Raw genomic sequence first — 25457 nt, 5'->3', positions numbered from 1 at the left:
TTTCATGTTCCGGTAGTGCCGGCCGCTGGCCGGCAACCGCATGTAACGATCAAAGCGCCCAGATACCGGCGATCACCGCCACCACCAGGCCCCACTTGATCAGCTGGTAGGCCACCACGCTGCGCTCGCGCAGCGCCTTGGCCTTCAGGCGCACCTTGTAGACGCTGCCAAAGGCCTTGTTGACGCCACCGGTCGGGTCACCCGGCAGGTTCGGCGAGGCACCACCGGCCAGCAGCGTGGCCGCCACCGCGCGGTTGAACAGGCCCGGCAAGCCGAAGCGCAGCGGGCGGGCGATGTCGCAGAACAGGATCACGCGATCATCCGGCGTCTCGTTGTGCGCGTGGTGGATGTAGGTCTCGTCGAACATCATCCACTCGCCGTCGCGCCAGCTCTTCTTGATGCCGTCCACTTCGATGTAGCAGCCGTCGTTGTTGGGCGTGGCCAGGCCCAGGTGCAGGCGCAGCGAACCGGCGAACGGGTCGCGGTGCGGGCGCAGTTCACTGCCCGACGGCAGCTGCGCGAACATCGCCGCACGCACGTCCGGCAGCGATTCCAACAGCGCCGTGGTCTTCGGGCACATCGCCTTCGCCGACGGGTGCGACGGGCCGTACCACTTCAGGTAGAAGCGCTTCCAGCCACGGCGGAAGAACGAATTGAAGCCGGCATCGTTGAACGTGCTGGAGGCAGCGATCTTCTGTGCATCGCGCAGCGCCAGCGCCTCGTCGCGGATCATCTGCCAGTTCTGGCGCAGCGGCTCCAGCTGCGGGAACTCCTTGGCCGGGTCCAGGAACGGGGTGGTCGGCACCTTCGAGAACATGTACATGACCACGTTGATCGGGGCCATGAAACTGGAGTGGTCCAGCAGCTGGCGCGACCAGCGCGCGCGCACCTTGCCACGGAAGTGGATGTACAGCACGCAGGCCACGAACAGCGCTGCAATGACAATTTTGATGATCAAAGCACTTTCCTCCAGCCGCAGCCGGAACGGGAAACGGGGCGATGCACGGCCTGGCGGCCAGCACCGGTTGGGAACGCGGCAGGGGACGGGGACGTGCCGGAGGGGGGCGGCCGCCGATGTCGCGGGTTAACAGCTTATGGTCGGCAGGGCGTGCGCCGGGGTCAAGCCGGACGTGCGTGGCGTTCAGCGCGGCGCCGATGAATGGGCCGGAAGCGCGCCCAACTCCTTGATCCAGCAGGGCGAGCCTCATAAGTGAGACGGAATTGTCCGATTCTGCGTGACGAACTGTTCCAGCCACGGCCCCGACATTTCTCCGACAAATCGTGGAATAGCGAACTGGCGAGTACTAAAATTAACGAAAACTTAGTAACTCCCTGTAGCACCGGTTCGCTTGACGCTTTGCGCCACCCACCGGGTCGTCCGAGACCCCGACATGTATCTTCCTGCTCTCCCCCCCTCCTCCTGCGGCAATGACGCCGCCTCCCCGCTGCTGCTCAAGCGCGGCGAGCGTTTCCTGGCCCCCGACGTCTACCGCACCTGCCTGGACGGGCGCGAGGCGGTCATCAAGGATTACTCCCGCTACCGCGGCACCCCCGTTTCGCTGATTGCACGGCTGATGGTGCGCCGTGAAGCCCGCATGCTGCAGCGCCTCGGCGGCTGGAAGCATGCCCCCGCACTGCTCGGCACCCTGGGCGGCCTGGCGCTGGGCATGGAGTTCATTCCCGGCCAGACCCTCAGCACCGCGCAGGCCGTTGGCAACGACGTGTTCGAGCAGCTGCAGCACGCGCTCAGCCGCCTGCATGCCGCCGGCATCACCCACAACGACCTGCATGGCACCAACGTGGTGGTCAGTGGCGGCGTGCCGGTGCTGCTGGACTTCACCTCCGCATGGCGCGTACCCCGCTGGCTGCGCCGCGGCCCGCTGAGCCGGCAGATGCGCCGCAGCGACATGAAGAACCTGCTGAAGATCCGCCAGCGCGTAACCGGCCAGGCGCCGAGTGCCGCACAGGCCGCACTGGTGGCCGACCCGGGCTGGGTTGCTGCCGTGCGGCAGGGCTGGAAGCAGTTCTACAAGTGGGCGAAGCGCCGTTAAGCGCTGTTCGCCCCTGCATTGCTTGCGCGACTGCCGTTTGCCCCTGCATTTGCCCGGGGTCACACGCCCGATTTGCTCTGCGATACTCGTCGGCACGCCACTCGCAAGGACGCTGGGGATGCCGACACCTGAACACACCCGCCTGCTGACTTCAGCCGCAAGATCCATACTGCGCCCCTTGGGCTGCGTGCAAAAGGGCCGTTCGCGCACCTGGCTTGACGACCAGGGCTGGTGGGTCGGGGTGGTCGAATTCCAGCCTTCGGCATGGGACAGGGGCAGCTACCTCAATGTCGGCGCCTGCTGGCTCTGGGAAGAAAAGGACTACCTGTCCTTCGACGTGGGCGGCCGCGTCGCCGGATTCGAACGCTTCACCGAAACCACCGAGTTTGCCTCGGCCGCACAGGTACTGGCCACGCAGGCCGCCGCCGAGGTACTGGCCCTGCGTGACCGCTTTCCCACCCCGGGGCACGTGCGTACATTGATGAGTCATCACCCCAAACCGGGCATCCGCGAACACATACATGCGGGCATCACTGCCGGGCTGGCGGGCGCTTACGACGAGGGTCGCAGGCACTTGGCACTGGCCGCTACGGAGACCCACCCAGCGCCATGGGTCGATGTGCTGAAGCAACGCTGTGCCGAACTCATGCCGCTGCTGCAACGTGATGGCGGCTTCGAGGCAGAGATCGCCGCCACCGTGACGCGCACCCGCCGTGCGCTCGGTCTGCCGGAGTGGCGGTCGTCCCCCCTCATTCCGCCGGGCTGATCACACTGGGAGGGCACTTCGTCGAACACGGGTGTTCGCGCCGCCCGATTCCGGTCGTAGAGTCGAGCTTGCTCGACCGCTTTACCGCTCATTGTAGAGCCGAGCCCACGCTCGGCTGCTGTTCCTGCATCGCGCGAAATGCAGCCGAGCATCGGCTCGGCTCTACAACATCCCGCCAAACGGGCTACAACGCGTCCGCGTCCAGCTCACCGGTACGGATACGCACCACGCTGCCCAGGTCGTACACGAACACCTTGCCGTCACCAATCTTGCCGGTGCCGGCGGCCTTCACGATCGCCTCAACCACGGCCTCAACCTGGTCATCGGTCACCGCCACTTCCAGCTTCACCTTCGGCAGGAAATCGACCACATACTCCGCACCGCGGTACAGCTCGGTATGGCCCTTCTGGCGACCAAAGCCCTTCACCTCCGTCACCGTGATCCCGGTAACCCCACGCTCGGCCAGCGCTTCGCGCACGTCATCGAGCTTGAACGGCTTGATCACCGCCATGACCATCTTCATCGTCTATCTCCTGTCTTCCGGCGTGGAGGATAGCGCCTGAACGCGGCCCGTGCGAAGCCGCTGCGGCCTGTCCGGGCAGTGGGTGCCAGCAGTATCCTTGTGCCCGATCGGCCTGCCCGCGCCGGATGCACGGGCCCTACCCCACGGAGCACCCCATGATCGACCTGAACCAAATCGATGACCTCGCCCGTCGCCTCAGCGACCTGGTTCCGCCGGGCCTGCGCGAATCGCGCGAGGAACTGCAGGCCACCTTCAAGAGCGCGTTGCAGGCGGGCCTGGCCAAGCTCGACCTGGTCACCCGCGAGGAGTTCGAAGTGCAGCGCGCGGTGTTGTTGAAGACCCGCCAGAAGCTGGACGCACTGGAAACCGCCGTGCGCGAGCTGGAAGGGCGCGGCGCCACAGAATGAAAAAAGCAGGCGCACCGCGCCTCCCGTTTACAGAGTATTTCCCGGATGGGGCCTTGCAGCAAGGCCCACCGGGCGCCCTAGACTCGCCGGCCTGTCGATCCGGCAGGACACGCAGGGGCAGTGCCGATGGCGCAGGACACCGAATGGACACCCGTTTCGCATGACACCTGCGGCCAGGTTGCCGGGCCGTTCTACCACGGCACCCGCGCTGACCTCGCGGTGGGTGAGCTGCTGAGCGCGGGCTTTCGCTCCAACTATCGCGATAGTGTGGTGATGAACCACATCTACTTCACCACGATTGCCAAGGGCGCCGGGTTGGCTGCGGAGATGGCCCGCGGTGAGGGGCGGCCGCGCGTGTATGTGGTGGCGCCGACCGGGCCGTTCGAGGACGACCCGAACGTGACCAACAAGAAGTTTCCGGGGAACCCGACGCGGTCGTATCGGAGTGCGCAGCCGTTGCGGGTGATTGATGAGATTCTGGAGTGGGAGCTCTACGACGCGGAGTTCGTTCGGCAGTTGAAGGCGTTTGTTGCGTCCGGTAGCGGCGAGATCATCAACTGAAGAAGTGGAAGATCGGCACGGCCACGTAGCCCTCATTTGCAGGGTGAGCTACCCGGTAGCTCGCCCTTAAGCCGCCGCATCGTGGAGTCGAGGGCTCCAAGGAACGACGCATCGCCGTCCGTCACAAGCGTGCGCGCACGCACCAGCATTACTTCAGCCCGGTGGCAATTCTCGGTCCCGCCCAACGAGATGAGATGGGAAGCGAGGCGCTGCATCGCTGCGGGGTCTCCTCTCGAAACTCCTTCCTCCATCCACTGCCTGTACAGCGCTGCATTGCCTATCTCGCGATAGTGATTCTCGACCAACCCTTGAGCGTGCCCGTCGCCAGAGCGGGCCCTGGCTTCCATCTGCGCGGCGGACTCGGGGCCGTAGCTTCCGCTTCTGCTCCCTGCGATCACATTGCTGGCGGTGCCACCGGGATTGGTGCAAGCCAGAAGGCATAGCGCCATGCTCGTGAACAAGACCAGTCTCACACAAGCGTTCATCCTGCATCCCCACATGTCTGGGCGGCTCCCCTGATACAGCGCGATCCTAGGGCGGCCAAGTTCAGCCATCAAGCCGGCGCATGGCCGGACCCACGCATGGGATCAGGAGCCCCGCCAGTAAGCCTCCCTCTCGTGCAAGACACCCTTGCTGTGCCAGTGATTGACGCCCCTTAAAGCTTCGTAGTGCCCGATCTCCGTGCTGGACAAAGGGTGCCAGCTGGATCCTCGGCGAAAGCCGCTTGCGACCTCGACACCAGGAGGGAAACTGGAAAGAGCATTCTGCTGCGCTTGCGCCAGAGACTCGCCGTTGGCTCCGCCGGCGGATGTGGGGTTGGCAAGTTGTACTCCGTCATCCTCCCAGTTACAGAGCGGACATATCGCATAGGACCCGTAGAAGTCTTCCAGGGTCAGGAAGCCACACGATGGACAAGGCAGATCGATCATTGAGAACCAAGAACCTTGGGTGGACGAACCATTGGACCAGCAGGTGTCGCGTAGAGTTGAAGGGGACGAACGTCCGCTTCGGATCGAGAGCGGACTCTAGCATTCCTGGTCGCGTTGCCTGGCGCCGGCTCGTTTTCTCTCAGCCAGGAGCGGACATCAATCGCAAGAGCCTTCCTTATCGCGGAACACCGCGCGCGCGAGTCTGAGTTCCATAAGGCCGGCTGGATACGCGATGCGCGATTCTCAAGCTCGACCCTTGCCACGCTACAGCAAGGTGATTGCCGGTTAGCGACCTTGGGCTCTGGAGCAGCTCCATGTCGGAACCAGGCGTCTGCTCCGGCGATTCGTCATTCCTGCCTTTCCGCTTGAATATGGATAGACGAAACACCGGAAACCAGGGAATGACTGGACCAAGCATCCAGCTCTTCTGCAATTGAGCCAGTCAAGAGCCATCCGCGGCCGGTGGATTGAGCCGAAGCCAGGGCAAGAACCACAAATTCAGGCCACGACTGAGCTGCATGACTGGAGCGGGTACTGACCATGAAGCCGCCCTTGTGATATGGCTCGACGTGGAGATTGCTGACGCCAAGACCAGCTTGTTCAAAAGTTCGCGCCGCCACCTTGAGAGCGGCCTGTTGCGATGTGCAATTGGTGAACAAGCGCCAGTACAACTCCATGAGTCCACAATCTTCCCGAAGGCCCTCAGGGCGCGATTGCGCTACTTATAGCAGAAGGCGCGCGCGACCATTCCCCTCTTGCCACCCGTGGTGAGCGCCCACGGCCTGAACAGTGAGAACCGCAGCATGAGCCCCGAGAAGATAACCTTGGGCTGGGGCCGGAGAATCGAGAAGTTCCTGGCTGGACCCGCCTCCTCCTGTCGTACGCCCCCATCAATGCACCGGCCGCGCCTTCAGTGGACTTGAATCCCTGCGCAACAGATACAGCGCCACCAGGAATGGCCACAGCGAGTTGATCGACGAGAACAACCGCTGGGTCAGCCCCCGGTAACCTTCCGGGTCCGCGCCCACCACGTTCAACCAGAGATAGACGATGCTCGCGATGCTCACCAACGCGGTCACGGCGTACGCCCTTCGGTTGGCCGACCACGCGCTCAATTCGATGTGCGACATCGCCGGTGCAATGATGTTTGCGATACCAATGGTGTAGAAGCCGTGCATCGGATGGCCCATGGGCCAGAGCCCGTTGGTCAGCATGGAGACGCCAAAGATCATCCAGCAGATCGCGCCTACGGCAATCCGGCGACCGGACTCCCGCCATACCCCGATGGAGAACGCCACGAAGCCCACGCCGGAGCCGATGGCGGCAGCCCTGCCGCAAACGCTTGCGATCGTTGGCGCCTGCAGCAGCTCGCTGGCGTGCTGTGCAAGCGGGTTGTAGCCCGGCGCGAACACGGCGGCAACGCTGGTCCAGAACAGGAACCACGGAAGCGGGACCAGACCCGCGCAGAGAAGCAGTCGGCTGCGGCGTGACACGTAGGGTGGTCCTTGTTTGGCCTGCGCCAGTGGGTGGAATCCAGTCGAACGCTGCAGAACCTTCCTACTGCGGGCAGGACGATCTTGAGTGACTACAGCAGTAGTCAGATTGCGCGCGGCACTCGGTAGGTTCAATAGGCAAGAAGTCATTTAAACCATCCAGCGGGTGTCGCAGCGGTTCGGTTACACGAGCGATCACACATTGCCGTCGGCCCGATGTTGTCGCATTTGCCGTTCCCTGCGTCTCTTGCGGAAGGTTCTGACGACTCCGTTCCAGAAGTGCCGTTCCGCCTAGCACGCCAATGCTCTCGCCCCTTTCCACGCTGTGCGACAATGCCAAAAGCGTCTCGGGTTTTGGCGGCATTGACCCCTACCCGTTGGCATTCCGAACAACAGCAGGTAATCGTTACTGCGCCACCGTGCATCGGTGGTCGGGACTCGAAAGCCCGTTTTGTTGGGAAGTAGTTTGCGCTTGCCAGCCGGCACCACCGCGCGTGGTGCCGGCTGGCAATCCGTCTGCCGGCTATGGCGGGCGGGGCGTGGGGGTCTTGTACCCGCCGGTTCCCAACATCCGGTTTTCGAGCCACGCTCTGCCCGCCACCTTTATCGGTGGCGGCGTCCGCCTGCATGCACGGAGCCCGCCATGACCACGCCGCACTCCCCGCCCCCGCGCCCGATCCAGGAAGCGCCCTCGGCCGCTCCGGCCCCGGACCCCAACAGCCTCATCGCCATCCTGCACGCCATCGGCGCGGGCGCTGCGGCCGATGGCCAGCCCTGGCCCGAGCGGCATCACCTGCGCAGCCGGCAGATGCAGTTGTCCGACGCCGACTGCGCACTCACCGGCCAACGCATCGTGCAGGAGATCCTGCTGGCGGCCGAGCGCACGCGCCAGAACGGCGAGCCCGAGCAGTACGTGGGCGACCGGGTGATGGAGGGGCTGGTGATGGCCGATCTGGCACTGACCGCCTTCATCCACGAGCGGATGCGACCCAAGGACTGAGCGCGCTTATGGCGCGGAGTTTTCCACCTGTGTGCGGGGTGACGAATGAAGAAGCACGGCCTTGCCGCTATGGCGGCGTGCGTCATGGTGATCGGCACGGTGTGGATGGCGTGGCCCGAGCCCGCGGGCGATCAGGTGTGGGCCTACCAGAAGCTGCGGCCGGCCGATTACCGCCTGCTGCACAGTGATGCGCTGGGCTTCGTCACTGCGAAGGCGCACGAGGGCTTTGAACTGCACGCGCGCCATGTCGGGGCGACGTCCTTCGAGATCCGGTGCAAGGGCGTTCTGGTGATGGACGTGGAGAACGCGCCCTCGCGCGTGCTGATCCGCATGCCTGCCGATGCCGTGTGGCGTGCGCCGGATATCGAACGGCTGCGCATCAGCTTCGAGCGGTGGCTGGATCTGCACCAGAGTCAGGGTCGGTTGTTGCTGGAAAGTGCGGGACCTTCGTGGGTTGAGGCGCGGTTTGGGCGCTTCACTGGGCTGGTGCCTGAAGAGCAGCGGTGTCTGCTTGGGGCCCCAGGCCACCGCCAGGCCAATCCCACCAACCATGTCCGCGCTGAAGTGCCTTCGTAGGCTGACGCCTATGGTGGGCGCTGCGTCTGCACCGCAAGGGGCAACCCGATGCTCGATCATCAGGGGCGACGCCAACATCATGGATGGTCTGTGCTGACGGAAACCGAGCCATCCTGCCGCATGCGGACGTTTACATATGCATCTGGCGGAGGTATCCGATTGATCGACGCACCTGCAGGAAGAATGTCCCAGCTGGTGATCGAGCCGCAGACTGTCCTATGAACCAACCGGCGACCATCCATCCCTCGCTTGGCAAGCTCGGCCACAACTACTTCAGGAGGCTGGCGGTCGAAGCCCTTGTAGGCTGTGCACGTCTCCCCTGTCTGACCAACGGGATAGGTTGAACTCTCCACCTCGTCCCCGCAGCCCGGCAGGCCCATGGCGAGCGAGAGGGCCATCAGTACTCGAATGCTCTGCATTTCAGCTCGCTCCTTTCCTTTACCGCCCTGTTGTACGCCTTGTCTGACGCAAGACCTCCGAGACCGCCATCGAAGAGCCGCGCTGCACAGATCATCTGCCCTTGATCCGAATGCTGCACCCTTTGCAGGCAGAAATACCCCGAGACGCATTGCCGGCAATTCCCGATAGTCCCACGCAGATTACCTGCCGCACCATCAAGCGTCTTTCTGCAGGAAACCACACATGAGCCTGGCGCTGGTCCACAGCCGTGCCCGCGCCGGGGTCGATGCCCCGCTGGTGCGGGTGGAAGTGCATCTTTCTGGCGGCCTACCTGTCACCCAGATCGTGGGCTTGGCCGAAGCCAGCGTGCGCGAGTCCCGCGAGCGCGTGCGTGCCGCCCTGCTCTGCGCGCGCTTCGACTTCCCGCAGCGGCGCATCACCCTGAACCTCGCGCCCGCCGACCTGCCCAAAGAAGGTGGGCGTTACGACCTGGCGATCGCACTGGGCATTCTGGCGGCCAGCGGCCAGGTCGATCCGCAGTCGCTGCTGCAGTACGAGTTCCTGGGCGAGCTTGGCCTGACCGGTGAACTGCGCCCGGTGGCCGGCGCGCTGCCGGCGGCGATTGCGGCGGCCGACGCCGGGCGCATCCTGGTGGTGCCGCCGGGCAATGCCGCCGAGGCTGCGTTGGCCGAGCACGCTGATGTGCGGGTAGCGCGAACGTTGCTGGAGTGCTGCGCTGGGTTGGGGAACCCACGCCTGCTGCCGCCAGTAGAGCGTGTGGACACAACGCCATTGCCACTGCCGGATCTGGCCGACGTGCGCGGGCAGGCGCATGCACGGCGTGCATTGGAGGTCGCCGCAGCGGGTGGGCACCATCTATTGCTGATCGGTAGCCCTGGCTGCGGCAAGACGCTATTGGCTTCGCGCCTGCCCAGCCTGCTGCCGGATACCGAGGAAGCCGAGGCGTTGCAGCTGGCCGCGATTGCCTCCGTGAGCGGTGAGGGGCTGGACCCGCGCCGCTGGCGGCAGCGTCCCTTCCGGGCACCGCACCACAGTGCGAGCGCGGCGGCGCTGGTGGGTGGCGGCAATCCGCCCTGCCCCGGCGAAATCTCGCTGGCCCATCATGGCGTGCTGTTCCTGGACGAGCTCCCGGAGTGGAATCGAAGTGCGTTGGAGACCCTGCGCGAGCCGCTGGAATCCGGCCACATCCGCATCGCCCGCGCGGCGCGCAGCGTGCAGTATCCGGCGCGCTTCCAGCTGGTGGCGGCGATGAATCCCTGCCCGTGTGGCTGGGCCGGTGACCGCAGCAACCGCTGCCTGTGCAGTGACGAACGTATCAACCGCTATCGCGCGCGGGTGTCCGGCCCGTTGCTGGACCGCATCGACCTGCATATCGGCGTAACGCGGATGGACGCGGTGGAGCTGCGAGAAAGCACGCCGCTGGGTGAGCCCAGTGCTGCGGTACGTGCACGGGTGGAAGCCGCCCACGCCCGGCAGCAGGCGCGTGGCGGGCTGAATGCACATCTGCCACCAGCGGCGCTGCGTGCCTGCACGAAACTGAGCGAGGCCGATCAGGATCTGCTGGAGCAGGCGATTGAGCGCCTGCAGCTTTCTGCGCGGGCGATGCACCGGATTCTGCGGGTGGCGCGCACGATTGCGGATCTGGCCGGTTGCGAGGTGATCCAGACGGCGCATCTGGCTGAGGCGATTGGCTATCGGCAGCTGGACCGGGGAAAGCCTTAGCAGCACCAGCTGGAGAGGACGTTGGTAGAGTCGACTGTTAGTCGACTCGCGCGAAGCGCGGATTTCTGCGGAGCCGATGAGTAGAGCAGTCGACTAACAGTCGACTCTACCAAGAGCAGGTCACGGCAGCGGATAGGTCAATGCCAGAGCAGGTCACGGCAGCGGATGGGTCAATGCCAGAGCAGGTCACGGCAGCGGATGGGTCAATGCCAGAGCAGGTCATGGCCGCCGGGCGACGCCAGGGTCATCCCCGCGCATCACGCCGCGGAATCCACCCGCCCACGTCTCGCCAGCAACGCCACCCGACGGCTGACCAGCGCGTGCAGCTCCGCCAGCTCCGACGCCCGGTCAGCCGTCATGTTCCCGCCAAACAGCACCCGCGACAACGCCGCCTCGTCGCTGTCGTGCGGGTGCTGCCACCGGTCCCGGTACACCTTCTGGCACACCAGCCAGGCCAGCCGCAGCCCCCCGCCGGGCAACGGACGGACCACGCGCTCGTACACGTGCCAGAACTGGTACTCGGCCTGCAGGTCGATCACAGGCGTCACGGACGGCGCCTGCCGGGGCCATCCTGGGCCCCGGATGTCGAACAACGGTGATCGCGGGTTGTACTGAGCCATGCCTACAGGATGACCCAGCAACATTGTGGGAACCTTGCGTCGCCGCCAGAAAATCCCTGTTGATTGCGCAAGGCAGGTTTGTAGGCGGGTTTTGGGGGTCAGAGCCCTTTGCTGCGCAAAGGGATCTGACCCCGATCACGGGATGGCTGCGGGGTCGGATCCCTTTGCGCAGCAAAGGGCTCTGACCCCGCCACTACTTGCCTCAGAACGCCATCGAGGTACTGAACATCAATTGCCGGGGCGCGCTGCGCTGCAGGGTCTGGTAATCCCCCGAGAACGACGAGCCTGCGATGGTGGCGGTGCCGATGTTGTGGCGGTTGAACAGGTTGCTCACGTCCAGCCGCAGCTCCAGGCCGGGCATGGCGCTGTCCGCACCGAAGCGGTAGGCCGCATAGGTGTTGACCTGCCAGAAGGTCGGCACGCGGATGTCGTTCTCGTAGGTGAACGGCTGGCGCAGGTAGGAAGTGCTGGTGGCACCGAAGCGCCAGTCACCGAAGTGGGCGGACAGGTCGCTGACCAGCGAGATCTGCGGGTAGCCCGGCTGCGCGTTGCCCTTGATCGGGTACACCGTGTCACCCACCACGAAATCGCTGTCGTAGTACGAACGGGCCACGGCCACGCCCTGGTAGAACTGCAGGTGGTCGGTCAGGTCGGCGGTGATGCCAAGGTCGGCGCCGATCACGTGCATCTTCGGCATCAGCCGCACGGTGTTGATCTGCGCGAACTGGGTACCGATGGCGGCCGACAGCAGGCGGTTGCGGATGTCGTTGTAGAACACGTCGCCGGTGATCGTCAGCCTGTCGAAACGATGCGATGCGCCGACGGTCAGGTTCCAGTTCTTCTCCGGGCGCAGCGTGCCGGCCACGCGGTCGAACTCGTCCTGGTCGGTGATGGTCCACGCCGAGGCGGTGTAGCCGATGTTGCCGCGCTGGGCCACGCGGTAGCCGTTCATGGTATTGGCCAGGTCGATGAACGCATCGGTGGATTCGGTCGGGCTCCAGAACAGCGAGACGTGCGGCAGGAAGTTGCTCTTCGCGCGCAGCGTGCCGTTTACCGGCCGGTCCTTGGCATCACCCAGGCCGCCACCGCTGGTGCGGAAGTCCACGGCCTTGAAGCCGACACCCAGCTTCAGCGTGTCGTTCAACACGATGTCGTCCTGCAGATAGAACTGGCGCGAGCGGGTCGCCCAGCTCGATGCATTGTCGGTCTGGAACGCGGGGCCGTACACATCGAACGGACCCGTGGCCTTCAGCGGTGGGCCCTCGCCCAGCAGCGGCTGCTGGTACCACTCGGTCTTGGCCGCGGCCTTGCTCTTCTCCTGCCAGAAGCCGGCGGTGAAGGTGTGCGCGCCGGTCTCGAACTGCAGGTTGAGCATGCCGCCCAGGCGATTCACGCGCGGCGTCTGCACCTGTTCGGAGAACGGTGCGCCGTTGGGTGACGGTACGGTCGGGTCGGTCAGCGTGGCCTGGGTGTGGCTGTTGGCGTTGTACAGCTGCACGTTGCCACTCAGCGCCGGGCTGATCTGGAAGCGGTGGTTGATCGAGGACACGCGGTCGCGGGTGATCTGGCCGGTGTCGTACGGAATCAGTTCGGACAGCTCGCCACAGGTATAGGCGCCGCAGGATTTATCTGCGTTCTCCGGTGAAGCCACGTACCAGACCCAGGCGTAGTCCGGATAGAAGATGTCGGCCTTCCAGCCCAGCTTGCGGATCATGTCGAAGGAGATGTTGTTGTAACCCCAGACCTTGGCCTTGCTGTCGGACAGGAACACGGTAAAGTCACCCCAGGCCACGTCCTGCTGCAGCTTCAGGTCGCCGCGCAGGAAGTTCTGGGTGCCCTCGCCCTGGTACTTGTCGGCAGACACGCGCTGCAGGTCGACCAGCACCTTCGGGCCGTGCTCACCCAGCTGGCCGCTCTGCCCGGACACGGTGGTGACCAGCGTGCTGTTGCTGCCCACGCCCTGCTTCACCCGCAGGCTGGGTGTGTCCTGCAGCTCGCGCAGGCGGTATTCCAGACTGCCGCCGTTGACGCTGCTGGAGAACACGCTGACCGGTGCGCCACCGGGGCTGACCGTGATCGCGCCGATGCCATCGGGCACGCCCACGTTCACCACGCTGGTGCCGGTGAGCGAGAGGAAGCCGTTGTCGTTCAGCGGCACGCCTTCGAAGGTGATGCCCATTTCGTTCATGCGGAAGCCGCGCACGAACAGGCTGGTGGCGGAGATGTCCAGGCCCAGCCCATCGGTGGCGGTGTAGCTGGCGCCCGGCACCTGCTTGAGCATGGCCAGGCCGTTGTTGCCGGTGACCATCGCGTCGAGGTCTTCGGCCTTGATGACGTAGCGGTTGGGACCGACCACCTGGGTGGGTGCAACGGCCGCACCGCGCGGCGTGGCGATGACCTGCAGGGCGTTCAGGGTGGTGGGGGTGTCATGTGCTGCGTCGTGAGTCTCGGCGGCGTACGCAGGTGCGGTGATGGCCGTGATGATGGCCAGGGCGAGGCGCGTCGTGGGTGGGGTGTTCATGGGCAGATCCAGGGTGCAGGGAGAGAGCGGCGCAGGCACACGCCCAGCGCGTTGCAGCGCCGGTGTCGGCGCCCTGGCTGGCGATGCGATTGCGTTGAGGGGATGACCGCGCGGTGCGCGCCGGTCAGTGGCAGACGAGGACGATCATCTGCCGTGGGATTCGATGGCGTGATTTCGACGTGCGAAAGTCTTGCATCGGTTTGCCGCATTCGCCATCGCGCCGTGGTACAGCGCCGATGGCGATGGGGATGTATGGGCTATACGCAGGTATAGATCCAAGCCAGGCTAGCGAGCAGTCGTGGACTGCTTCCACTCATCGACCAAAGCCACAACGGCAGCATGCAGCTGGGCGGCATCAAGCTCATACGCATGGCGATCCATCTCTTCGCCGCAATACATGTCGGCAGCACAGAAGATGTTGGACAGGCACGTTGAAAGCGCTGCGTCATCCAAAGCCAGCACGTCAAGATCCCGCTCGATCTTCCACAGCTCAATGTAGGACTCGGAGAAAACCAGCGCCGACATCCGCTCGTTGGCAAAGGACTGGGCAAACATCATCAACGTCCAGCTCATGATGCGCTCCGGCTCATTGCAGCACGAGGCGCTCGATCGCGCGCGCCACGCCGTCATCGGCATTGCTGGTGGTTTCAAACCGCGCCACCGACTTCACCGCATCGATGGCGTTACCCATCGCCACGCTGGTACCGGCGTACTGCAGCATGGTCAGGTCGTTCTCCTGGTCGCCGATGGCCATGACGTTGGCGCGGCCGATGCCCAGGTGCTCGGCCAGCGTCTGCAGGCTCGGGCCCTTGCCGGCACGGCGGTCGAATACTTCCAGGAAGAATGGCGCGCTCTTCAGCACCGCGAAGCGCTCGGTCAGCTCGGCGGGCAGGCGTGCGATGGCGGCATCCAGCACGTCGGGCGCGTCGATCATCATCAGCTTGATGAAGGACATGGACGGGTCCATGTCGGCCACGCGACGGTAGGACAGCGGCATCCGCGAGAGATGCGAGTCGGCCACGGTGTAGTAGCTGATGTCCTGGTTGGGCGTGTACATGCGCTGGCTGTCCAGCGCCTGGAAGTGCACGCCCAGGTCGCGGGCCACCTGCTCGCAGAACAGGAAGTCGTCGAAGCTGAGCGGGTACTCGACCACGGTTTCGCGCGTGCCGATGCGCTGCACCAGGCCGCCATTGCAGGCGATGCAGTAATCATCGTTGCCGGTGATGCCCAGCTCGTGCAGGAACGGTGCCAGGCCGGGAACCGGGCGGCCACTGGTCAGCACGATGTGCACACCCAGCGCGCGCGCCTGCGCGATGGCCTTCTTGGCCCGCGCGGTGAGCGTGTGGGTAGGGTCCAGCAGGGTGCCATCCATGTCGATGGCGACCAGTTCGATGGTCGATTGCCTGCGGCCCATGTCCATTGCGTTCAACTCGTGCGGGGCACGCCAGTTTACCCCCTCATGCCCGGTTCACCTCTTTGCCCACGCTGGCCGGGATACTGCGGGAGCCTGTGCGTCCCCCACCGCAGGACGGCCCACTGACCGCCCTTCCCTGGAGAACCTTGCGACGCATGACCTACCGTGCCCCCGAAACCAATGACAGCGCACCCCTGGCCCAGCAGATCGAGCAGATGATCGACGAGCTGCCCGGCGAACAGGTCAGCATCGGCACCCTGCTCAGTGCGCTGGGCGATGAAGGCCTGCTGCTGATCGTGATCCTGCTCTCGGCCATCTTCATCATTCCGGTGTCGATTCCCGGGCTGAGTACGGTGTTTGGTGCCTCGATCCTGCTGATCGGCCTGAGCCGGGTGCGCAACCGCCCGCTATGGGTGCCGCAGAAGCTCGCCCGCCGCGAGATCGCCACCGACAAGCTGAAGGCCAACCTGGGCCGTGCGCTGAAGTGGGTGCACCGCATGGAGCGGCTGTCTCGGCCGATGCGGCTGGCGGTGATGGTGCGCTCGAAGAAGATGATGCGCCTGAACAACCTGGCGCTGGTCGTGGCCACCCTGCTGCTGATGGCGCCGGCCGGGCCGATTCCCTTCAGCAACACGCTGCCGGCCCTGGCGCTGATGTCCTTCGCCATTGGCTTCATCCAGCGCGATGGCGCGGCGGTAGCAGCGGGCTACGCGTTCGTGGTGGCCACGATGGTGTATTTCGGCGTGCTGCTGGGTGGCGTCGGGTTTGCCGCCGAATCGGTGTTCAGCGGGCTGCGCGCGAGAGTCGACTGGTAGAGTCGACTGTTAGTCGACTGCTCTCCGCTGCCCCCCGAGAAGCACGCGCTGCGCGCGTGAGTCGACTGGTAGAGTCGACTGTTAGTCGACTGCTCTCCGCTGCCCCCCCGAGAAGCACGCGCTGCGCGCGTGAGTCGACTGACAGTCGACTCTACCGGTTGTCCTGGGGTCATGGCTCCACTCTACAGCGCTACTTCGCCGACACCCGCCACACCACGTCGCCCACGTCGTCGGCCACCAGCAGTGCGCCCTCGGCATCCATCGCCATGCCCACCGGTGCGCCCATCAGGGTCTTCTCGTCCTTCGAGGCGAAACCGCTGACCACGGTCTGCGGCCGCCCGGTCGGCTTGCCGTCCTTGAACGGTACGTAGACCACTTCGTAGCCGCTCAACGGCGAGCGGTCCCAGCTGCCGTGTTCGCCGATGAAGGCGCCGCCGTGGTACTGCGCCGGCAATGCCTGGCCGGTGTAGAACAACAGGCCCAGCGGTGCCACATGCGAGCCGATGGCATAGTCCGGCACGATCGCCTTGGCCACCAGGTCCGGCCGCTGCGGCTGCACGCGCTCGTCCACGTGCTGGCCGTAGTAGCTGTAGGGCCAACCGTAGAAGCCATCCTCCTTCACCGAGGTGAGGTAGTCCGGCACCAGGTCGGCACCGATCTCATCGCGCTCGTTCGCCACCGCCCACAGCTTCCCGGTACTCGGCTCCCAGTCCAGCCCGGTCGGATTGCGGATGCCCGAGGCGTAGATGCGGCTGCCACGCGTGGCCACGTCCACTTCCAGCACCACCGCGCGGCGGTACTCGACCGCCAGGCCGTTCTCGGTGATGTTGCTGTTGGAGCCCACGCCCACGTACAGCTTGCGGCCATCGCGGCTGGCCAGCAGTTCCTTGGTCCAGTGGTGGTTGATGGTGCTGGGCAGGTCGGTGAACTCGCGGCCCTTGTCGGACATGCGGGTTTCACCGGGCACGTAGTGGTACTGCACGATGTTGCCGGTGTTGGCCACGTACAGCGTGTCGCCGATCAGCTGGATGCCGAACGGCGAATGCAGGCCTTCGATGTAGACGTGCTGGGTCCAGGTGTTCGTTCCCGGCGTGTGGCGCAGCAGGGTGACCCGGTTGCCGCCCTTGCCGGCCTTGCCCGAGCGCGCCTTCACCTTGCCGGCGATCCACTGCTTGGGCGTGGTGACCGGTTCTTCGCCGGGGCCATTGCCCTCCACCACCAACACATCGCCATTGGGCAGGGTCAGCAGCCGCCGCGGATGCAGCAGGTTGGCGGCGATGCGCTCGATCTTCAGGCCTTCGGCCACGGTGGGAGACTGCCCCTCGGCCCAGCCGACACCCGTGGGCACCTGCATCGGCGGCATCAGGAAGTTCTTCGGTGCCGGCAGCGGCGGCTGCGCACCGGACTGGTCGGCGGGATGGTATTCGGCCTTGCCGGCACAGGCCGACAGCATCACAGCCAGCGCCAAGGCGCCGATGGTGGGCAGGATGTGCTTAGCCATGACGGCCTCCCTGCAGCACCGGCGGCTGCAATGACAGCAGGATCAGGCCCAGGGCGATCAGGGCCACGGTCAGCGCCGACAGGATCGTGCCCGGCACCGCAACGGCATAGGCATCGCGGCTGTGCACGAAGGCATTCCAGATCGCCAGCACCACTGCGACCAGGTTGAGGAAGAAGTCGATGCGGTCGATGCGCGTGGCGGTGCCGTTGCGGCGCCAGACCGTGAACAGGTTGATCAGCCGCGGAATGATGGCGATCAGCAGGCCGAAGGTGATCAGCCAGGCGGCGGCCTTGCCCCACATCACCTCGGCGCTGTTGAGATAGATCGCGTCGAAGATCAGTGCGCCGACGAAGAAGCCGAAGGGTATCGGGTTCAACAGGCTGAACAGCGTGGTGCCAAGGCCGCGATGCGCCTGGGCCAGAGGGTTGACCATCATCGTGCTCCGATGCGGAAGGGTGCACGGGCTGTAGTAGCACAGCGGGATGTGAGGGAACGCGATGACGCCTGGCAGATCCACCCCATGCGTGGATACGCATGCCAACCAGGGTTGGCATCTACCAGATGAAGGTCACTGCATACGTCATTACATCGCGCCAGTAGATCCACGCCATGCGTGGATGCGGGGCCAGCCAAGATCGACATCCACCAGATGCAGGGCACCGCTGTCGTAATTACCCCGCGGCATAAGTGTTTGTGACGCAATTGGCACATCTGCAGATTGCTTGTGTGAAGAGGTAGGGGGTTCTTCGTTGTGTCGCGTTTGGCTCGTTGCGATGGGGCAGTTCCGCCCCGCCGTCCTGCCATGCCGATTCACAACAGAAGGATTCGTGTATGAAGCGACACACGCAACGCTCCGCGCCACCGCGCTCCGCGCGCCTGGCCCTTGCCACTGCCCTGGTGCTGGGCAGCCTGGCCGTCACCGCCCAGGCCCAGCAGGCTGACCCGCTGGCCGGTCGCCAGTGGCACCTGCTCAACACCGGACAAGCCGTGCTGGGCGATACCCGGCCTGTGGCCGGCAACGATCTGAACGTGGACGGGCTGTTCCGCAACGGCATCCGCGGCCAGGGCGTCACCATCGCCATCGTCGATGATGGCCTGCAGATCGCACACCCGGACCTGGCTGCCAACATCGCGGCAGTCGCAGGCAAGAACTTCGCCAACGGCTCCAACAATCCGACGCCGCCTGATCCCGACGTCGACAACCACGGCACCATGGTCGGCGGCATCGCCGGCGCGGTCGGGGCCAACAATCTCGGCGTGCGCGGCGTGGCTCCGGCAGCGACACTGAAAGGGTTCAACCCGATTTCGAGGGCTGCCCAGGGCAACCAGCAGAGCAACATCGAGTATGCCTGGTGGGACGGTGCCGAATCGGCGGATGTACAGGTCTTCAACAACAGCTGGGGCGCAGGCCCTGGCAATCCAAACCTGCCGTTCGCATACAGCCAGAATGACATCACCGCCTACGAGCAGGCCTTGTCAGGCACCCGCGGTGGCCGCGGCGGCATCTATGTGAAGGCAGCGGGCAACAACTTCGACAATGCTGCGATCAACCAGTTCCAGGACGTCTGCACCAACGACACCAAGAACCGCAGGACCGGCTGTGTTCCGGCTGGCCGCGATCCACGCAACAACCTGTTCAACGTGATCACCGTGGCTGCGGTGCGTGCCGACGGTGTCCGCTCCTCGTACTCGTCCACCGGCTCGGCATTGTGGGTGTCCGGCTTCGGCGGTGAGAACGGCTGGCAGCGGCAGGTGGTGCCGGGGCAGCTGGCGATCCGCTACGATCCCGCCATCCTCACCACCGACGTCACCGGCTGCGCTCAAGGCAGCAACAAGAACAGCAGCCTGCGGAACACGTTGGACGGCGACCAGTCGGCCATCGACAGCACCTGCAACTACACCGGCAAGATGAACGGCACCTCGGCCGCCACGCCGATGGTGTCGGGTGTCGCGGCACTGGTGCTGGAAACCAACCCGAACCTGTCCTACCGCGATGTGAAGTACATCCTGGCCACCACGGCCACCCGCAACGACCCGAACCAGGCGGCAGTGACCCATTCCGACGGCCGCGTGCTGGTGCCCGGGTGGACAGTGAACGCCGCCGGCCGCGCCTACAGCAACTGGTACGGCTTCGGCGTGGTCAATGCCGCGCGTGCAGTGCAGGTGGCGGAGAACTTCCAGTCGCTGGGTGCGCTGGTAGACAGCGGCTGGCGCAATACGACGCGCACCGTGGCCATCGGCAATACCTCGGCGGCCGCCGCACGCCTCACCTTCCAGCTGGCGAACGGCGCGCGCAACATCGAAAGCGTGCAGCTGGGCTTCCGCGTCAACCACACCAACACCCGCCAGCTGCAGTTCGTGCTGATCTCGCCCAGTGGCACCCGCAGCGTAGTGCAGCCGGCGTTCACCGCGATCGGCTCGGGTACCGGTGGCGTGCAGCGCAACTTCACCAGCTGGGACCTGCTGTCCAGCAATGCCTTCCTGGATGAAAACGCCAGCGGCACCTGGACACTGGAAGTGACCGACCTGGGGCAGGCCGCGAACGCTGCATCGCGTGGCAACCTCGAATTCTTCAAGATCCGCGTTCTGGGGCACTGATGATGAAGACGACCATTCTGTTGAGCACCCTCGCCCTCGCGGCGATGACCACCACCACCTGGGCCCAGAGTTCGGGCCAGACGCCGCCAGACAAGACCCTTTCGACCGTGGATGCACAGGCGCTGAAAGCGGCAGCCACCGGCCGTTCGTTCGATGTGGGCGGCTCCCGCTTCCAGCTGGCGCCTTCGGCGACCGTGCAGCAGGCCAGCGGGGGTCAGTTCAAGATCACCCAGGGCAGCACTGCCAGCGCACCTGCAGCGGGTACCCGCAGCAAGCGCTCTACCGATGCCGCGTCGGGCGCGGCCGCACGCCTGGATGCCGGAGCCAGCAAGTTCGCCGCCGCCGTCTCCAACGATGGCGCACCGGTAGTGGCGACCTCGCGGGTCAAGGTGTTCTTCACCGATGCGGCCTCGGCCCAGCGTGCAGCCACCGCCACCGGCGGCACCGTGGTGAAGGTGTCCAAGGCGTCGGGCCGCGCGATTGTGGAGTACCCCTCGGTGAACGCGGCGCTGGATGCGACCACCAAGCTTCTGTCGACCGCCGGCATCAAGGCGGCCGAACCGGACGTGGTGCAGTGGGAAGAAACGAAGTAAGGCGTTGAGTGGTGCCCCCGGCCGGTTGGCTCTCCTGGCCGGCCGGGGGATTGAAGTGGTGGGCGACCAACGGTCGGCACCCACCGGATCGAATCTGCCGCTACCGGGCGGCAAGCATGTAGAGCCGAGCCTATGCTCGGCTGCTGTGCGTTAGGCACGGAGCCGAGCATGGGCTCGGCTCTACAGGTGTGCCAACCAAGGTTGGCACCCACCAGGAGCAGTGGTCGGCACCCACCACCGTCAGCGCGCGGCGAGTGTGTCGCTGTGCCTTGGGCTGCAGCTGGCCAGTGGACCATTGCCGGCGGCCGGGTGGCCGGGCTCGAGCAGCAGGCGCTGCACGTCGGAGAACAGCTTGTCCACCGGCATGCCGTAGGGCGCGAACAGGCGCAGGCGGCCTTGGCGGTCGAACACGTAGCCACCGGCAATGTGGCTCATGGTGTAGGTGTCCGGTACCTGGCCGGGCTCTTTCTCGTAGAACGCCTTGAAGTCACTGGCCATCGCAGCCAGTTGTGCTTCGTTGCCAACCAGCGCGATGGCCTTGGGGTCGAACGCTTCCACATAGGTGCGCGCCACCTCCGGCGTGTCGCGGGCCGGATCGACGCTGACGAACACCACCTGCAGCTGATCGGCATCCTTGCCCATCAGGTGCTTCACCTGGCTCAGCTCGACCATCGTGGTCGGGCACACGTCCGGGCAGCTGGTGAAGCCGAAGAACAGGTAAGTCACCTGCCCCTGCAGGTCCTTCGGGCCACGCACGGTGCCGTGGCTGTCAGGCATCGACCAGTGCTGGCCGAGCTCTTCGCAGGCGATGTCCCTGGAATAGAAGTCCATGCGCGACTGCGCGCTGCAGGCGGCCAGCAGGCCGATGGCCAGGCCTGCCAGCAGCGGCAGGCGGAAACGGGGAGAGAACAACGAACGAACAACAGCAGCAGGACGCTTCACGGGGTACCACCAACGCAGGTGCGGGCGGGGTCTCGGTCGGGCCTGCCCTTGGGGGGAAAGAGGACGGAGGTGCCGGGGTGATCGTGCGGTCCATGCCGATCACCCCGGCCACGGTCAGTTGATCATCATGTGGTAGTGCATGCTCCAGATGATCCACACCGACAGCGCGACGATGATGAACAGGATCACCAGGGTGAACACGAAGCTGGCCAGGTTCCAGCCACCCTCGGACTTGCGGTCCATGTGCAGGAAATAGACCAGCTGCACCAGGATCTGCGCCACCGCGAAGCCGACCAGCAGGAACAGCGTGAGCGGCCGTGACAGCACCGGGTTCATCACCAGCGCGAACGGCACCACGGTCAGCAGCGCGCACAGCACGAAGCCGATCAGGTAGGACTTGGTGGAGCCGTGCGCATTGCCGGCGCGCGAGGTTTCGACGTGGGCCATGTCAGAAGGCTCCGATCAGGTAGACGAAGGTGAAGACGCAGATCCACACCAGGTCCAGGAAGTGCCAGAACAGGCTCAGGCACGACACCCGGGTGATGTTGGTCGGGGTCAGGCCACGGCTGTAGACTTGGTGCATGACCACGGCCATCCAGATCAGGCCGCTGGCCACGTGCAGGCCGTGGGTGGCAACCAGGGCGAAGAACGCCGACAGGTAGGCACTGGTGCTCGGGCCGGCGCCTTCGTGGATCAGGTGCGAGAACTCGTAGATCTCCATGCCGATGAACGAAGCACCGAGCACGAAGGTCACGCCCAGCCAGCGCAGCACTGCCGAGGCATCGTGGCGATGCATCGCCAGCACGGCCTGGCCGTAGGTGATGCTGGACACCAGCAGCAGGAAGGTCTCGGCCATCACGAACGGCAGCGAGAACAGGTCCTTGCCGGTGGGGCCGCCGGCGTATGCGGTGCTGAGCACCGCATACGAGGCGAACAGCGAACCGAACAGCACCAGGTCGGACATGAGGTAGACCCACATGCCGAACACCTTCATGCCGCCCTGCTCGTGGCCATGGTCGTGATCGTGGTGGTCCTGGTGCGCCTGCGTATCGCTGGCCAGCTCCGGGCGGGTCAACAGGTTCATGCGCGTACCTCCTTCAGCTTGGCAAGGCTGGCCGCTTCGGTGCGCGCCACCTCTTCGGAACTGACGTAGTAGTCCACGTCCTCGTCATAGGACCGCACGATCAGGGTCACGATCATCGCGATGAAGCTGGCCGCGGCCATCCACCAGATGTGCCAGACCAGGGCGAAGCACAGCACCAGGATCCAGATGTTGAGGATCAGCGGCACGCCGGTGTTCTTCGGCATGTGGATCGGTGCGTACTTCTTCGGCGGCGGCGGCAGGCCGCGCTTCTTCGCTTCATGGAAGGCATCCAGCTCATCGGCCTTGGGCACCACGGCGAAGTTGTAGAACGGCGGCGGCGACGGCGTGGCCCATTCCAGCGTGCGTGCGTTCCACGGGTCGCCGGTCAGGTCCAGGTTGCGCTTGCGGTCGCGCACGCTCACGTAGATCTGCACCAGCATCAGGATGATGCCCGCGAACACGAACAGCGCGCCGATGAAGGCGGCGATCAGGTACGGCGTCCATGCCGGGTTGTCGTACTGGTTCATGCGGCGGGTCATGCCCATGAAGCCGAGCATGTACAGCGGCATGAAGGCCAGGTAGAAGCCGATCACCCAGCAGGCGAACGACCACTTGCCCAGGCGCTCGTTGAGGGTGAAGCCGAACACCTTCGGGAACCAGTAGGCGAAGCCGGCCAGATAGCCGAACAGCGCGCCGCCGATGATGGTGTTGTGGAAGTGCGCGACCAGGAACAGGCTGTTGTGCAGCAGGAAGTCCGCGCCCGGGATGGCCAGCAGCACGCCGGTCATGCCACCGATGGTGAAGGTGACCAGGAAGGCGATGGTCCACAGCATCGGCACGCTGAACTCGACGCGGCCGCCGTACATGGTGAACAGCCAGGTGAAGATCTTCACGCCGGTGGGGATGGCGATGATCATCGTCATGATGCCGAAGAAGGCATTGACGCTGGCACCGGAGCCCATGGTGAAGAAGTGGTGCAGCCAGACGATGAACGACAGGATGCCGATCGCCAGCGTAGCGCCCACCATCGACTTGTAGCCGAACAGCTTCTTGCGCGCGAACGTGGCGGTCACTTCAGAGAAGATGCCGAACGCCGGCAGCACCAGGATGTACACCTCCGGATGGCCCCAGGCCCACACCAGGTTCACGTACATCATCGGGTTGCCACCCAACGTGTTGGTGTAGAAGTTGAAGTCCAGGTAGCGGTCCAGGGTGAGCGCACCCAGTGCCACGGTCAGGATCGGGAAGGCGGCGATGATGATCACGCTGGTGACCAGCACGGTCCAGGTGAACACCGGCATCTTCATCAGGGTCATGCCCGGCGCACGCATGCGCAGGATGGTGATGAACAGGTTGACGCCGGTCAGCAATGTGCCGATGCCCGAAGCCTGCAACGCCCAGATGTAGTAATCGACACCGACCCCTGGACTGAACTCGATGCCCGACAGCGGCGGATAGGCCACCCAGCCGGTCATGGCGAATTCGCCGACACCCAGCGAGATCATCATCAGCGCGGCGCCGACCACGAAGATCCAGAAGCTGAAGGCGTTGAGGAACGGGAACGCCATGTCGCGCGCGCCGATCTGCAGCGGCACGATGATGTTCATCAGGCCGACCACGAACGGGGTGGCCACGAAGAAGATCATGATCACGCCATGCGCGGTGAAGATCTGGTCGTAGTGCTCCGGTGGCAGGAAGCCGTCACTGCCCGGGCCAGCCGCGGCCAGCTGCGCGCGCATCATCAGCGCATCGGCGAAGCCACGCACCAGCATGACCAGCGCCACCACCACGTACATGATGCCGATCTTCTTGTGGTCCACGGTGGTGAACCAGTCGCGCCACAACGGGCCCCACAGCTTGAAGTACGTCACCGCGCCGAGCAGCGCGAGGCCACCCAGCACCATGGCCGCCAATGTGACCACGACGATCGGCTCGTGCAGCGGCACGGCCTCCCACGTCAATTTACCCAACATGTTCGTTACTCCTGGGAAACCTGGGCACCACCGGCAGCGCCCGCCGGGGTGGCGGCGGCGGTGTTTTCACCCACGCCGATGAACTGGTCGATGACCTTCTTGAACAGCAGCGGTTCAACACTGGAGAAGTGCTGCACCGGTGCGTTCTTCGACGGCGCGGCCAGCGCCTTGAACTGCGTGAAGCTGAGTGCTTCGGGCGCGCTGCGCACCTCGGCCACCCAGCGCTCGAAGTCTTCGTTGCTGCTGGCGGTTGCGATGAACTTCATGTTCGAGAAGCCATGCCCGCTGTAGTTGCCGGACATGCCGCGGAACTGGCCGGGCTCGTTGGCGATCAGGTGCAGCTGCGTGCGCATGCCGGCCATCGCGTAGATCTGCCCACCCAGCTGCGGGATGAAGAAGGTGTTCATCGTCGAGTTGGAGGTGATGTTGAACGCCAGCGGGCGGTTGGCCGGGAAGTTGAGCTGGTTGACCGTGGCGATGCCCAGGTCCGGGTAGACGAACACCCATTTCCAGTCGGTGGCGATCACGTCCACGTGCAGCGGCTCTCCGGCCACGTCCAGCGGCTTGTACGGGTCGAGTTCGTGGGTCGACTTCCACACGATCACCGCCAGCACCGCGATGATGATCAGCGGCACACCCCAGACCACAATCTCCACCTTGGTGGAGTGCGACCAGTCCGGCGTGTATTTCGCTTTGGTGTTGCCGGCGCGGTAGCGCCAGGCGAACACGAAGGTCAGCACGATGGCCGGTATCACCACGATCAGCATCAGGCCGATGCAGATCAGGATCAGGTCGCGCTGGGCGAGCCCGACCATGCCCTTCGAATCCAGCAGCACCCAGTCACAGCCCGACAGGCCGACGCAGGCCAGGGCGACCAGCGCCAGGCGGATGCGGTTCCAGCAGATATTCATTGGAGGTCAACCCTGTTGAAGAAGCGCGCTTGACCGG

26 protein-coding genes are annotated in these 25457 nt (G+C 64.9%); 10 read left to right on the top strand and 16 right to left on the bottom strand.

The window, feature by feature from the left end; genetic code table 11:
* Positions 1-49 precede the first annotated feature (49 nt).
* Positions 50-955 carry an aspartyl/asparaginyl beta-hydroxylase domain-containing protein gene (locus tag D7T59_RS07750; protein WP_024957655.1) on the bottom strand — a complete coding sequence of 302 codons (906 nt, stop codon included), beginning with the start codon at positions 953-955 and terminating at the stop codon, positions 50-52.
* Positions 956-1391: 436 nt separating this feature from the next.
* Between D7T59_RS07750 and D7T59_RS07745 the strand changes: the two genes are divergently transcribed.
* On the top strand, positions 1392-2051 hold the full coding sequence (locus tag D7T59_RS07745) for an RIO1 family regulatory kinase/ATPase domain-containing protein (protein WP_180852566.1): 660 nt from the start codon (positions 1392-1394) through the stop codon (positions 2049-2051).
* A gap of 118 nt (positions 2052-2169) precedes the next feature.
* Positions 2170-2817 (top strand): hypothetical protein, encoded by a 648-nt coding sequence (locus tag D7T59_RS07740; RefSeq protein WP_258013117.1) that lies wholly within the window; start codon positions 2170-2172, stop codon positions 2815-2817.
* Positions 2818-3001: 184 nt separating this feature from the next.
* On the opposite strand, the gene D7T59_RS07735 is transcribed toward D7T59_RS07740, so the two are convergent.
* Positions 3002-3340: a P-II family nitrogen regulator gene (locus D7T59_RS07735; protein ID WP_005411374.1), complete on the bottom strand. Its 339-nt coding sequence runs from the start codon at positions 3338-3340 to the stop codon at positions 3002-3004.
* A gap of 155 nt (positions 3341-3495) precedes the next feature.
* Between D7T59_RS07735 and ubiK the strand changes: the two genes are divergently transcribed.
* Entirely contained in the window at positions 3496-3747 is a 252-nt protein-coding gene (gene ubiK / locus D7T59_RS07730) for a ubiquinone biosynthesis accessory factor UbiK (RefSeq protein ID WP_180852565.1), read from the top strand.
* A 126-nt stretch (positions 3748-3873) separates the two neighbouring features.
* A complete protein-coding gene (gene arr, locus D7T59_RS07725) occupies positions 3874-4308 on the top strand; it encodes an NAD(+)--rifampin ADP-ribosyltransferase (RefSeq protein WP_180852564.1) in 435 nt (144 codons plus the stop codon).
* 587 nt (positions 4309-4895) lie between these two features.
* On the opposite strand, the gene D7T59_RS07720 is transcribed toward arr, so the two are convergent.
* From D7T59_RS07720 to D7T59_RS07710, 3 genes are all read right to left on the bottom strand, one after another.
* Positions 4896-5237, bottom strand: a complete 342-nt coding sequence (locus D7T59_RS07720) for a CPCC family cysteine-rich protein (RefSeq protein ID WP_180852563.1) — start codon at positions 5235-5237, stop codon at positions 4896-4898.
* Between the two features lie 347 nt (positions 5238-5584).
* Positions 5585-5914, bottom strand: a complete 330-nt coding sequence (locus D7T59_RS07715; protein ID WP_180852562.1) for a hypothetical protein — start codon at positions 5912-5914, stop codon at positions 5585-5587.
* Positions 5915-6127: 213 nt separating this feature from the next.
* On the bottom strand, positions 6128-6730 hold the full coding sequence (locus D7T59_RS07710; RefSeq protein WP_180852561.1) for a DUF998 domain-containing protein: 603 nt from the start codon (positions 6728-6730) through the stop codon (positions 6128-6130).
* A gap of 643 nt (positions 6731-7373) precedes the next feature.
* Between D7T59_RS07710 and D7T59_RS07705 the strand changes: the two genes are divergently transcribed.
* From D7T59_RS07705 to D7T59_RS07695, 3 genes are all read left to right on the top strand, one after another.
* A complete protein-coding gene (locus D7T59_RS07705; protein WP_180852560.1) occupies positions 7374-7730 on the top strand; it encodes a hypothetical protein in 357 nt (118 codons plus the stop codon).
* Positions 7731-7775: 45 nt separating this feature from the next.
* On the top strand, positions 7776-8306 hold the full coding sequence (locus D7T59_RS07700; RefSeq protein WP_164138424.1) for a cold-shock protein: 531 nt from the start codon (positions 7776-7778) through the stop codon (positions 8304-8306).
* Between the two features lie 642 nt (positions 8307-8948).
* The gene (locus D7T59_RS07695; RefSeq protein ID WP_180852559.1) at positions 8949-10448 is read left to right on the top strand and encodes a YifB family Mg chelatase-like AAA ATPase; all 1500 of its coding nucleotides are present in this window, start codon (positions 8949-8951) and stop codon (positions 10446-10448) included.
* Between the two features lie 257 nt (positions 10449-10705).
* Here the strand turns inward: D7T59_RS07695 and D7T59_RS07690 are convergent, their stop codons facing one another.
* The 4 genes from D7T59_RS07690 to yidA all read right to left on the bottom strand — a co-directional run bounded on the left by D7T59_RS07690 (position 10706) and on the right by yidA (position 15009).
* Positions 10706-11092, bottom strand: a complete 387-nt coding sequence (locus tag D7T59_RS07690) for a hypothetical protein (RefSeq protein WP_164138428.1) — start codon at positions 11090-11092, stop codon at positions 10706-10708.
* 178 nt (positions 11093-11270) lie between these two features.
* Positions 11271-13589 (bottom strand): TonB-dependent receptor, encoded by a 2319-nt coding sequence (locus tag D7T59_RS07685; RefSeq protein WP_180852558.1) that lies wholly within the window; start codon positions 13587-13589, stop codon positions 11271-11273.
* 285 nt (positions 13590-13874) lie between these two features.
* The gene (locus tag D7T59_RS07680) at positions 13875-14162 is read right to left on the bottom strand and encodes a colicin immunity domain-containing protein (protein WP_180852557.1); all 288 of its coding nucleotides are present in this window, start codon (positions 14160-14162) and stop codon (positions 13875-13877) included.
* Between the two features lie 13 nt (positions 14163-14175).
* Positions 14176-15009, bottom strand: coding sequence for a sugar-phosphatase (yidA, locus tag D7T59_RS07675; protein ID WP_180852556.1), 834 nt, complete (start codon positions 15007-15009; stop codon positions 14176-14178).
* A 149-nt stretch (positions 15010-15158) separates the two neighbouring features.
* Between yidA and D7T59_RS07670 the strand changes: the two genes are divergently transcribed.
* Complete coding sequence (locus D7T59_RS07670; protein WP_180852555.1) at positions 15159-15818, top strand: exopolysaccharide biosynthesis protein; 660 nt, start codon at positions 15159-15161, stop codon at positions 15816-15818.
* Positions 15819-16008: 190 nt separating this feature from the next.
* Here the strand turns inward: D7T59_RS07670 and D7T59_RS07665 are convergent, their stop codons facing one another.
* Entirely contained in the window at positions 16009-17319 is a 1311-nt protein-coding gene (locus D7T59_RS07665; protein ID WP_180852554.1) for a PQQ-dependent sugar dehydrogenase, read from the bottom strand.
* Positions 17312-17752 (bottom strand): DUF2231 domain-containing protein, encoded by a 441-nt coding sequence (locus D7T59_RS07660; RefSeq protein WP_010482106.1) that lies wholly within the window; start codon positions 17750-17752, stop codon positions 17312-17314. Before D7T59_RS07660 ends, D7T59_RS07665 begins: the two co-directional genes overlap by 8 nt.
* Before the next feature lie 398 nt (positions 17753-18150).
* Between D7T59_RS07660 and D7T59_RS07655 the strand changes: the two genes are divergently transcribed.
* Both D7T59_RS07655 and D7T59_RS07650 read left to right on the top strand, forming a co-directional pair.
* Positions 18151-19917 (top strand): S8 family serine peptidase, encoded by a 1767-nt coding sequence (locus tag D7T59_RS07655; protein WP_180852553.1) that lies wholly within the window; start codon positions 18151-18153, stop codon positions 19915-19917.
* The gene (locus D7T59_RS07650) at positions 19917-20510 is read left to right on the top strand and encodes a S8 family serine peptidase (RefSeq protein ID WP_164137497.1); all 594 of its coding nucleotides are present in this window, start codon (positions 19917-19919) and stop codon (positions 20508-20510) included. The genes D7T59_RS07655 and D7T59_RS07650 overlap by 1 nt, the downstream gene beginning before the upstream one ends.
* A 240-nt stretch (positions 20511-20750) precedes the next feature.
* Here D7T59_RS07650 and D7T59_RS07645 read toward each other — a convergent pair whose 3' ends face one another.
* The 5 genes from D7T59_RS07645 to cyoA all read right to left on the bottom strand — a co-directional run bounded on the left by D7T59_RS07645 (position 20751) and on the right by cyoA (position 25420).
* Positions 20751-21422 carry an SCO family protein gene (locus D7T59_RS07645; RefSeq protein ID WP_164137529.1) on the bottom strand — a complete coding sequence of 224 codons (672 nt, stop codon included), beginning with the start codon at positions 21420-21422 and terminating at the stop codon, positions 20751-20753.
* 144 nt (positions 21423-21566) lie between these two features.
* Positions 21567-21899, bottom strand: coding sequence for a cytochrome o ubiquinol oxidase subunit IV (cyoD, locus tag D7T59_RS07640; protein ID WP_005411473.1), 333 nt, complete (start codon positions 21897-21899; stop codon positions 21567-21569).
* A gap of 1 nt (position 21900) precedes the next feature.
* Positions 21901-22536: a cytochrome o ubiquinol oxidase subunit III gene (cyoC, locus tag D7T59_RS07635; protein ID WP_180852552.1), complete on the bottom strand. Its 636-nt coding sequence runs from the start codon at positions 22534-22536 to the stop codon at positions 21901-21903.
* On the bottom strand, positions 22533-24509 hold the full coding sequence (gene cyoB, locus D7T59_RS07630) for a cytochrome o ubiquinol oxidase subunit I (RefSeq protein ID WP_014038802.1): 1977 nt from the start codon (positions 24507-24509) through the stop codon (positions 22533-22535). Before cyoB ends, cyoC begins: the two co-directional genes overlap by 4 nt.
* Positions 24510-24514: 5 nt before the next feature.
* Entirely contained in the window at positions 24515-25420 is a 906-nt protein-coding gene (cyoA, locus tag D7T59_RS07625) for a ubiquinol oxidase subunit II (protein ID WP_164137499.1), read from the bottom strand.
* Between the last annotated feature and the right edge of the window lie 37 nt (positions 25421-25457).

It is taken from the genome of Stenotrophomonas maltophilia, assembly GCF_013464915.1.
GTDB lineage: Bacteria > Pseudomonadota > Gammaproteobacteria > Xanthomonadales > Xanthomonadaceae > Stenotrophomonas > Stenotrophomonas maltophilia_AT.
Note: the sequence above shows the minus strand (reverse complement) of the source record. Positions and strands in the feature narration are given on the sequence as shown.